This is a genomic window from Chachezhania sediminis (assembly GCF_009765275.1).
Classification (GTDB): Bacteria; Pseudomonadota; Alphaproteobacteria; order Rhodobacterales; family Rhodobacteraceae; genus Chachezhania; species Chachezhania sediminis.
Map to the genome: position 1 here is coordinate 220,482 of NZ_VOPH01000007.1, position 9,911 is coordinate 230,392.

Genomic DNA, 9,911 nt, shown 5'->3' on the forward strand with positions numbered 1-9,911 from the left:
CCGCGAAGGGCGCGCAAGTAATAAATGCAATTCATTTGCGGCGACGCAGCATCCTGTGCCGCAAGTGCAATGCTTGAGCTGCGGAACGTTCAGGTTCTGTATGACCGCGCCATCGAAGCGGTGCGCGACGTGTCGCTTTCCGTGCCCGAGGGGCAGATGATCGCGCTGCTGGGGTCCAACGGGGCCGGCAAGTCGACGATCCTGAAGGCGATCAGCGGCGTGCTGTACCAGGAAGACGGCGAGATCGTGTCGGGTTCGGTCGTGCTGGACGGCGCCCCCCTGGGCAGCCGGTCGCCGGCCGACATCGTCCGCCGCGGCCTGATTCAGGTGCCGGAGGGGCGCGCGCTGTTCGCGCCGCTGACGGTCGAGGAGAACCTGCTGATGGGCGGCTTCACCCGCAACCGGGCCGAGGCGCGCGATGACATCGAACGGGTCTATGCCCTGTTCCCGCGGGTGAAGGAACGGCGGCACCAGATCGCGGGATATCTGTCGGGCGGGGAGCAGCAGATGGTTGCGATCGGGCGCGCGCTGATGGCGCGGCCGCGGATGATCATGCTGGACGAACCGTCGCTGGGTCTGGCGCCGCAGATCGTCGACGCGATCTTCGATGCCATCGTCGACCTGAACCGGTCGGCCGGACTGACGGTGCTGCTGGTGGAACAGAACGCGCAGCTGGCGCTGGATGTGACCTCCTACGGCTACATCATCGAAAACGGGCGCATCGTGCTGGATGGGCCGGTCGAGGCGCTGCGGGCCAACAACGACGTGCAGGAATTCTATCTGGGCATGGCCGGCGGCGAACGGCGGTCGATGCGGGACGTGAAGCACTACAAGCGCCGCAAGAGGTGGCTGTCATGAGTTTCCTGAAACTGGACGGCGTGACCAAGACCTTCGGCGGGCTGACCGCGGTCAATGCCGTCGACCTGACGGTCGAGAAGGGCCAGATCTACAGCCTGATCGGGCCCAACGGGGCGGGGAAGACGACGCTGTTCAACCTGATCAGCTCGATCTTTCCGGTCAGCGCGGGGCGCATCACCTTCGACGGGCAGGACATTACCCGGACGCCGACCCATGCGATGGCAGGGCTGGGCATGGCGCGGACCTTCCAGAACCTGGCGGTCTTCAAGCACGAGACGGTGGTGAACAACATCCTTGTGGGCCTGCATTCCAGCCTGCGGACCGACCTGTTTTCGGCCGCGATCTTCTGGGGACGCGCCCGTAGGGAAGAGATCCGCGCGCGGGAGAGGGCGGAAGAGATCATCGAATTCCTTGAAATCGAGGACCTGCGCGATCTGCCGGTGGGGACGCTGTCCTATGGCCAGCAGAAGCGGGTCGAACTGGGCCGGGCGCTGGCGGTGGATCCGAAGCTGTTGCTTCTGGACGAGATGGTGTCGGGCATGAACCAGGAAGAGCGCGAGGAGATCGGCCGCTTCGTCCTGGACCTGAAGGAGGAGCTGGGGATGACCGTCTTCATGGTCGAACACGACATGGGCATCGTTATGGACATCTCGGACCGGGTCTGCGTGATGCACCACGGATCGAAGATCGCCGAGGGCACGCCGGCCGAGGTGTCGGCCGATCCGGTGGTGATCGAGGCCTATCTGGGCAGCCGGAGCCGTGCGGCATGACCCTGACCCGAGACGATATTCTGGGACTGACCATGCCGCAGGTGCTGCAGCGCCGGGCGGAGGACCATGGCGCGCGGCTGGCGCTGCGCGAGAAGGTCCGCGGCCTGTGGCGGCGGACGACCTGGGCCGAATACTTCGCCAATGCGCGGCGCGCGGCCATCGGGCTTTACGCCATGGGCTTCCGGCCCGGCGACCGGCTGGCGATCGCGTCCGAGGACACGCCGGAATGGTACTATTGCGATCTGGCGGCGCAGATGCTGGGCGGGGCGGGTCTGGGGATTTATCCCACCAACCCCTGGCCGGAACTGCAATATGTCGTGCGTCATTCCCGCGCCCGGGTGATCGTCTGCGGCGACCAGGAACAGACCGACAAGGTGCTGGACGCACAGGCCAACGAAGGCGGCCTGCCGGACCTGGAACGCGTCATCTGCGTCGACATGAAGGGCATGCGGTCCTATGACCGCGCCGGGCTGATGTCCTGGGACGACCTGATGGCGCTGGGGGACGAGAACGAGGCCACCCACGGTGCCGAGGTCGACCGTCTGATCGCCGGCGGGAAGCCCGACGATACGGCGATCATCGTCTATACCTCGGGCACGACCGGCATGCCCAAGGGCGCGATGCTGAGCCATCGCAACATGCTGGCCTCGGCCTGCGAGATCTCGCGGATCCACGGGCTGGACGCGTCCTGCTATTCGGTGCTGTGCTATCTGCCCTTGTGCCACGTGGCGGAACGCAGCTTTTCGCTGGTGCAGCAACTGGTGACGGGCTGCGCCGTGTCCTTCGCGGAATCCGTCGACACCGTGGTGGTGAACCTGCGGGAAATCGCGCCGCTGGGCTTTCTGGGCGTGCCACGGATCTGGGAGAAGATGCAGCAGAGCATCGAATACCGGGTCCGCGACACTACTCCGCTCCAACGCCGCGTCTACAATGCCACCCTGACCCGCGGGCGCGAGATCGCCCGGCGACGGCTGGACAACGGCGGCAGTTTCGCGTCGCTGGCGGACCGGCTGGCCTACTTCGCCCTGTGGATGGTCTGTTTCCGCAGCCTGCAGCGGTTCCTGGGCCTGAACCGGGTCCGGACCGGGTTCTGCGGCGGGGCCTCGATTTCGGAAGAGGTGCTGCTGTTCTTCTGGACGCTGGGCGTGCCGGTCTTCCAGATCTACGGCATGACCGAATGCGCCGGCGCCTCGCACACGCAGCGCCCCGGGTTCACGAGCCTTGGCAGTTCCGGCCCGAACCTGGCCTGCGTCGAACAGACCGTCGCCTCGGACGGAGAGCTGCTGCTGAAGGGCGACAGCTGCTTTCAGGGCTACCTGTTCAACGATCAGGCCACGGCCGATGCCTATGCAGGCGGCTGGCTTCATACCGGCGACATCGTCGAGATCGGCGAAGGCGGGGACACCCGCGTGCTGGACCGCAAGAAGGACATCCTGATCACCTCGGGCGGCAAGAACATCACGCCGTCCCTGATCGAGAACGCGCTGAAGGACAGCCCCTATATCCGCGAGGCGATCCTGCTGGGCGATGGGCGCAAGTTCCTGGCCGCGCTGATCCAGATCGATCTGGAGACGACGGGAAAATGGGCCCAGGCCAATGCGATCCAGTACACGACCTATCGGACACTTGCCGAAAACGCGGCCGTCCGGGACCTGATCGCGGAAGAGGTCAGCCGGGTCAATGCCCGTTTCGCCCGGGTCGAGAACATCCGCAAGTTCGAGATCCTGCGCAAGGAACTGGACCATGACGACGGCGAGCTGACGGCCACCATGAAGGTCCGCCGCAAGGCCATCGAGACCAAGTTCAGCGCCGAAATCGACATCATCTACGGGAGTGCCGCGTGATGGACCTTTTCCTTCTGTTTGTCTCGACCGGGCTGGTGATCGGGGCGTCCTACGGGCTGATCGCGATGGGTTTCGCGCTGGTCTACAAGGCCACGGGCGTGGTGAACTTCGCCCATGGCGAGCTGGTGATGCTGACGGCCTATGTCGCCTTCAGCCTGACGCAGGCCTTCGATCTGTCCTTCATTCCGCTGATGCTGGTGACGATCCCGATTTCCATGCTGATCGGACTGGCGCTGGAGAGGATCTTCATCCGTCCGATGCTGGGGGAACCGGTCTTTTCCATCGTCATGGTAACGATCGGGCTGGCGGTGATCCTGCGGGGTGTCACGATGATGATCTGGGGGCCGGACCCGCACAACCTGACCGCCGGCGTCACCACCCGCGTGATCATGATCGGCCATCTGCCGTTCTATGCCGCGCAGCTGATGTCCATCGCGGCACTGGCAATCTGTACCGCGCTGGCCTGGGCCTTCCTGCGGTTTTCCCGCATCGGCATCGCCATGCGGGCCGTGGCGGCGCATGAGACGGCTGCGCTGCTGGTCGGCATTTCGGTCAAGCGGATCCATGCCATCGCCTGGGCCCTGTCCGCGGCACTGGCCGCCGTGGCGGGCGTCCTTTTTGCCATGAACTTCAAGCTGGCGCCCGATCTGTGGTTCCAGGGACTGAAATCCTTCCCGGCGGTGATCCTTGGCGGGCTGGATGCCATCCTCGGCTCGGCCATGGCCGGTCTGATCATCGGCCTGATCGAAAACCTGTCCCAGGGCTATATCGGCCAGGGCCTGCGCGAGACGTCCGGCTTCATCGTCATCATCGTCGTCCTGATGGTCCGTCCGTACGGCCTGTTCGGCGACAAGGACATCGAAAGGGTCTGAGCCATGCGCACCGGACATTTCCAGGAAACCACTGGGCAGCTGATCGCCCTGACCGACAGTCCTGCCGTGATCGGCTGGACCGGCGTCCTGATCGCGGGCCTGCTGGCCGCGCCGTTGGTGGTCGGAAACTATGAACTGACGCTGATGGTGACCGTCCTGATCGCCGTCGTGGGCGCCGTGGGTCTGAACCTGCTGACGGGGACGACGGGCCTGATCTCCTTGGGGCAGGCCGGGTTTCTGGCGGTGGGCGCCTACGGCAATGCCGTGCTGATGGTCGATTACGGCTGGCCGGTCTGGCTGTCGCTGCCCGCGGGGGGCGTGGTGTCGGCGCTGATCAGCCTGCTGGTGGGCATCCCGTCCCTGCGGCTGAAGGGGCTTTACCTTGCCATCACCACGCTGGCCTTTTCCTTCATCGTCAGCCACGTGATCCTTTATGCCGAACCGATCACCCATGGTCCCAACGGCATCTTCGTGAACGGGGCCAAGATCCTTGGCGTCAACGTCCAGAAGGGGCCGGCGCTGTACTATCTGACGCTGTTTGTGGCGGTCTGCGTGGTGCTGATGGTCCTGAACATGCAGCGCACAAGGCTGGGCCGCGGGTGGCTGGCGATCCGCGACCACGACATCGCGGCGCGGGCGATGGGGATCGACCTGACCCGCTACAAGTTGCTGGCCTTCGTGGTGTCGTCCTTCATCGTGGGCATCGCCGGCGGGCTTCTGTCGCTGCAGATCCGGTTCATCAACATCGACGTCTTCGGCCTGATCCTGTCGATCGAGGCGCTGGCGATCATCATCCTGGGCGGCATGGGATCGGTCGCGGGCGCGATCATGGGGGCGGTGTTCCTGACGCTTCTGCCCGAGGCGATCCGGATCGCCTTCAACCTGATCCTGACGCCCGGGTCGGCCTTCTATTCCACATATGTCTACGAAATCCGCGGCGTCGCCTATGGGGCGGTGATCGTCGCGTTCCTGCGCTTCAAGCCGGACGGGCTGATCGGCCTCTGGCGGGATGCGCGGAAGTACTGGAGCAACTGGCCGCTGGCCTACTGAGCCGGCGGCCGCACAAGCGGAGGAGGAGAGAAATGAAACATCTCGCAGGCGCGGTCATCGCCGCTCTGATGGGAAGCGCGGCCATGGCCGCCGATCCCGGGGTCACCGATACCGAAATCAGGATCGGCGACGTGAACATCATGACGGGGCCCGCGTCCTTCATCGGGCGGGCCGTGTCGATCGGATCGAAGATCGCCGCGGACGAGATCAATGCCGCCGGCGGCGTGAACGGGCGCAAGATCACCATCGTGACCGAAGACGACGGTTACATTCCGGCGCGGTCGTTCCAGGCGCTGACCAAGCTTCTGGAAGTCGACGAGATCTTCGCGCTGAACGGCACGTCGGGCACGGCCAACGTCCTGGCCATGATGCCGCTGATCGAGGAAAACAACCTGCCGACCATCGTGTCGACGGCCCCGAACGAGCTGGTCTATGACCCGGTCCGGCCGTCCGTCTTCACGCTGGGTGCCAGCTATTCCGACGCCTTCTATGCGCAGCTGAAATACATCCACGAGAACACCCAGCCGGAAAACCCGGTCTATGGCCTGATCCGGCAGGACGACGATTTCGGGCTGGCGGTGGAACATGGCTATGAGCGTGCGGTGAAGGATTTCGGCGTCAAGGACGGCGGCATCGTGCGCTTCAAGAAGGGCACGTCGAACTTCGCGGCCGAGATGATCCAGATGCGTGCGGCCGGCGTGAACGTTCTGGCCAATGGCGGCATCATCTCCGGCGCGGCCAACATCCTGAGCGAGGCGCGCAAGCTGGGCATGCCGCTGGAATCCGCACAGGTCTGGAGCGAGGACATGCCGCTGTCGGTGAACCTCGCCGCGCAGGCGGGGTACGATTACTATGTCGGCGACTACGTGGCACTGACCGGCGACGACTATGACGCCTTTGTCGAGAAGGCAAAGCAGTATGTCACCGCCGACGACATCGCCGCGATGAACCGCTACACGCTGGTGACTTATGCGGCGCTGCATGCGATGGCCGAGGCGATGGGACAGTGCGGCCAGGACCTGACCCGCGCCTGCACCGTCGAGAACCTGCGCAAGCTGAAGGATTTCGAGGTCGGCGGCATCATGGCGCCGATCAGCTTCGACAACGACAAGCAGCTGTCGGGCACGGCCATCGCCGTCTACCAGCTGGATGCCGCGTCGAAGACCTTCACCCGCAAGACCGATTTCGCCGACTACTGATCCCAGCCGGTGCGGGGGGCTTGCCTTCCGTACCGGTCCATCCCGGACGCATCCCCATGACCCTGCCCAAGGACTGGCATGGCCGGCTGTCGGTGCCCGTGATCGCGGCGCCGATGTTCCTGGTCTCGACCCCCGAACTTGTCACGGCCTGCTGCCTGAACGGCGTGCTGGGCACCTTTCCCGCCCTGAACCAGCGCACCACCGACGGCTATGCCCTCTGGCTGGACCGGATCGAGGAGCGGCTCGACGGACAGGACGCGGCACCCTTCGGCGTGAACCTTGTCGTCCATCGGTCCAACGCCCGGCTGGCGGCCGATCTGGAGGTGACGGTCCGGCGCCGCGTGCCGCTGGTGATCACGTCTCTGGGGGTGGAGCCCGAGGTCATCGCCGCTGTCCACGAAACCGGCGGGCTGGTCTTTCACGATGTCACCACGCGGCGCTTCGCGGAACGGGCGATCACGGCCGGCGTCGACGGGCTGATCGCAGTGGCACAGGGGGCGGGCGGGCATGCCGGGGCGCTGAACCCCTTCGCGCTGGTGGCCGAACTGCGCCGCGACTTTGCCGGTCCGCTGGTCCTGGGCGGCGCCCTGACCCATGGCACACAGGTCGCGGCGGCGCAGCTGATGGGGGCGGACATGGCCTATATCGGAACGCGCTTCATCGCCACGCCCGAAAGCAGTGCGCAGCCCGGCCACCGCGACATGATCCTGGACGGCGGGGGCGGCGACGTCGCGCTCAGCGCCGCGGTCAGCGGGGTCCCGGCGAACTTCCTGCGGGCGAGCCTGGCTGCGGCAGGCATCGACCCGGACGGGGCCGAGATCGCCCACGAACGGAACTTCGGCACTACCGGCAACCTGCGCCCATGGCGCGATATCTGGGCAGCCGGGCAGGGGATCGGCAGCATCGGCAAGGTAGAGCCTGCCGCCAAGATATGCCGCGAGATGGCCCGCGACTATCGTGCGGCGCTGGAACAGGCCCCGGGCCTGGCCGCCGGTCTGCGGACCTGACAGGACATGCGGTCTGGCGGGATTGCAAAGACGGTCGACAATTCGGGCAATGGCGGGTCGGGCCGCTGCGAAGCGAAGGAGGGCCGCACGAAAGCCGGCGGCGCCGCCCTCTTCAACCTGGCGTTCCGCGACCGACGCTGCCAGGCCGTCAGTAGGGACCCCGTGTCGCCGCCCCTTTGCCATGGCCTGGACCCGGCTGCATGCAGGCGTCCGTGTCAGACGGCCTTTATGTCCCGCAATGGCTGCTCCGGGTCGCAAAGATCGGCCGGGTTCGGCGACAGTCCGCGTTCGATCCAGCGCTTTCCGGTCATGTAGGCGCCTGGGTCGTTTGCGGCATCGACGGCAATCAGTTCGTGCCGCCGGAAATACCAGACGGACATCGCGCCCGGTCGGTCGCCGGCCCGCAATACGGTATGGTCGTGGCCTTTGTTCAAACCCGCAATCTGCAGCTTGACGTGGAACTGATCGGACCAGAACCAGGGCCGTGCACGATAGGGTTCCGTTGAACCAAGTATCGCATCGGCCGTGGCATTCCCCTGGTCGATGGCATTCGGCACGCTTTCCAGCCGCAGTCGAGTGTTGCCGAAGGGAAAGGATGCGCAGTCCCCGACCGCGTAGATGTCCGGGTCGGAGCTTTGGCACAAGGCGTTGACCTTGATGCCGTTGTCGATCTCGAGTCCGGCGTCCTCGGCCAGCTCCGTGCAAGGCGTCACGCCGATTCCCGCGACAACGAAGTCGACGTCGATCCGCCGTCCGTCGGCCAGAACCGCACCGTCCACACGCGCGGATCCGGTCAGACGTTCCAGCCCTGCGCCTTCGATCAGCCGCACGCCTTGCGCCTTGTGCAGGTCGCGAAAGAAGTCGGCCGTTTCCGCGGCGGCGACCCTTTGAAGGATCCGGGGCGCCGCTTCGACAACCGTGGTGTCGAGCCCGAGCTGCGCGGCGACGGCTGCCGCTTCCAGCCCGACATACCCACCTCCGACGATCAGGATCCGGGCACCCTTGCGAAATTCCGCCTGCATGGCGTCGACATCCGCCAGTGTCCGGACCGAATAGACACCCTGCAAATTGCCGCCCATCGCATCGGGGAGGTGAATTGGGCGGGCGCCCGTCGCAAGGACCAGCGTGTCGAAGGGGATGTCCCGCCCGCCTGTCAGGCAGACGGTCCTGCGGGTCCGGTCGATGGCGGTGACCCGGCTGTCCAGCTGAAGGTCGATGTCGTTGTCCCTGTAAAAGTCATCGGGGCGGAACCCAAGCCGCTCGCGGGTCATTTCGCCGGTCAGGTACTTCTTGGACAGCGGTGGACGCTGGTACGGGGGAAACGGTTCCTCGCCAATCAGGACGATCCGGCCGTCGAACCCCTGTGCGCGAAGCCGGGTTGCAACTGCAAACCCGGCCTGGCCCGCGCCAACGACAACAATAGTCCGAGTCATCCTGGTCTCCTGTCCGGCTCATGCGCTTATTTAAAACCCGGACGGTCGGTTTATCAATAACGTATCGACGCATTCCGGGCGACAGGCTTTCGCCCGGCCGGGAACCACTTGCAACAGGATCCGGAGGCCAAGGGGAACGACCCGGATCCCGACGGAGGTGCCCTTGCCATGGGACATCCAACGGGGATGGAGCGCAGTAATCTGGTGCGAACGAAGCCGTACAAGCGGGGTCGGCACGCAGCGCATCGCGGGCCGACCCCGGTGCGGGCGGCAGGGGAGAGTGCACCGTGCTCGTGATCGGGAGGGTCTGGACCATGAGGCTTGAACGTTGCCGGGAACCCGGGCGGCCACGGGTCGCGGGCCATGGCAGGCGCCGTGCGAAACCCAGCGGCCAAGCCTGACGACGGTACTGCCGTTCGGTGACGGCGGACCCAATTCCGGAAACAGGGAGTGACAAGGCATGGACTTCATTCAGCTGCTGATCGGCGGCCTGTCCAACGGATGCATCTACGGCTTGATCGCCCTGGGCTTCGTTCTGATCTACAAGGCGACCGAGGCGGTCAGCTTCGCGCAGGGCGACCTGATGATGCTGGGTGCCTTCCTGACGCTGGGGCTGACCAACGACGGCTACCTGGGCTGGTCCTTCTGGATCGCTGTCCCGGTCGCTGTCGTGCTAATGGGTGCCTTCGCGACCGGCATCGACCGCTTTCTTGTTCGCAGGCTGTTCGGCGAGGGCCAGATCGCGGTGGTTATCCTGACCATCGCCCTGGGCTTCATCCTGCGCTTCGCCGTGGGCACGATCTGGGGCTATGAACCGCAGGTGCTGCAATCGCCCCTGAACTCGGGCGAGATCGACATCGGCAGCGCCGCGGTCGGCG

The 9,911-nt window shown here is 65.5% G+C and carries 9 protein-coding genes; 8 read left to right on the forward strand and 1 reads right to left on the reverse strand.

What is annotated here, in order from left to right:
- The first annotated feature begins 69 nt into the window (after positions 1-69).
- Genes FQK05_RS19490 through FQK05_RS19520 form a run of 7 tightly spaced genes read left to right on the forward strand, consistent with a single transcriptional unit; the run spans position 70 to position 7,600 of the window.
- Positions 70-858 (forward strand): ABC transporter ATP-binding protein, encoded by a 789-nt coding sequence (locus FQK05_RS19490; RefSeq protein ID WP_158969992.1) that lies wholly within the window; start codon positions 70-72, stop codon positions 856-858.
- The gene (locus tag FQK05_RS19495; RefSeq protein ID WP_158969994.1) at positions 855-1,628 is read left to right on the forward strand and encodes an ABC transporter ATP-binding protein; all 774 of its coding nucleotides are present in this window, start codon (positions 855-857) and stop codon (positions 1,626-1,628) included. Before FQK05_RS19490 ends, FQK05_RS19495 begins: the two co-directional genes overlap by 4 nt.
- Complete coding sequence (locus FQK05_RS19500; protein WP_158969995.1) at positions 1,625-3,472, forward strand: AMP-dependent synthetase/ligase; 1,848 nt, start codon at positions 1,625-1,627, stop codon at positions 3,470-3,472. The genes FQK05_RS19495 and FQK05_RS19500 overlap by 4 nt, the downstream gene beginning before the upstream one ends.
- The gene (locus FQK05_RS19505) at positions 3,472-4,344 is read left to right on the forward strand and encodes a branched-chain amino acid ABC transporter permease (protein WP_158969996.1); all 873 of its coding nucleotides are present in this window, start codon (positions 3,472-3,474) and stop codon (positions 4,342-4,344) included. The genes FQK05_RS19500 and FQK05_RS19505 overlap by 1 nt, the downstream gene beginning before the upstream one ends.
- A 3-nt stretch (positions 4,345-4,347) precedes the next feature.
- Complete coding sequence (locus FQK05_RS19510; protein WP_158969997.1) at positions 4,348-5,394, forward strand: branched-chain amino acid ABC transporter permease; 1,047 nt, start codon at positions 4,348-4,350, stop codon at positions 5,392-5,394.
- A 32-nt stretch (positions 5,395-5,426) separates the two neighbouring features.
- Positions 5,427-6,593 (forward strand): ABC transporter substrate-binding protein, encoded by a 1,167-nt coding sequence (locus FQK05_RS19515; protein ID WP_158969998.1) that lies wholly within the window; start codon positions 5,427-5,429, stop codon positions 6,591-6,593.
- Positions 6,594-6,649: 56 nt separating this feature from the next.
- A complete protein-coding gene (locus FQK05_RS19520; RefSeq protein ID WP_158969999.1) occupies positions 6,650-7,600 on the forward strand; it encodes an NAD(P)H-dependent flavin oxidoreductase in 951 nt (316 codons plus the stop codon).
- A 215-nt stretch (positions 7,601-7,815) separates the two neighbouring features.
- Here FQK05_RS19520 and FQK05_RS19525 read toward each other — a convergent pair whose 3' ends face one another.
- A complete protein-coding gene (locus tag FQK05_RS19525; RefSeq protein ID WP_158970001.1) occupies positions 7,816-9,033 on the reverse strand; it encodes an NAD(P)/FAD-dependent oxidoreductase in 1,218 nt (405 codons plus the stop codon).
- A gap of 460 nt (positions 9,034-9,493) precedes the next feature.
- Between FQK05_RS19525 and FQK05_RS19530 the strand changes: the two genes are divergently transcribed.
- Positions 9,494-9,911 (forward strand): branched-chain amino acid ABC transporter permease (locus FQK05_RS19530; RefSeq protein WP_199252714.1); only part of this gene is annotated, 418 nt, incomplete at its 3' end.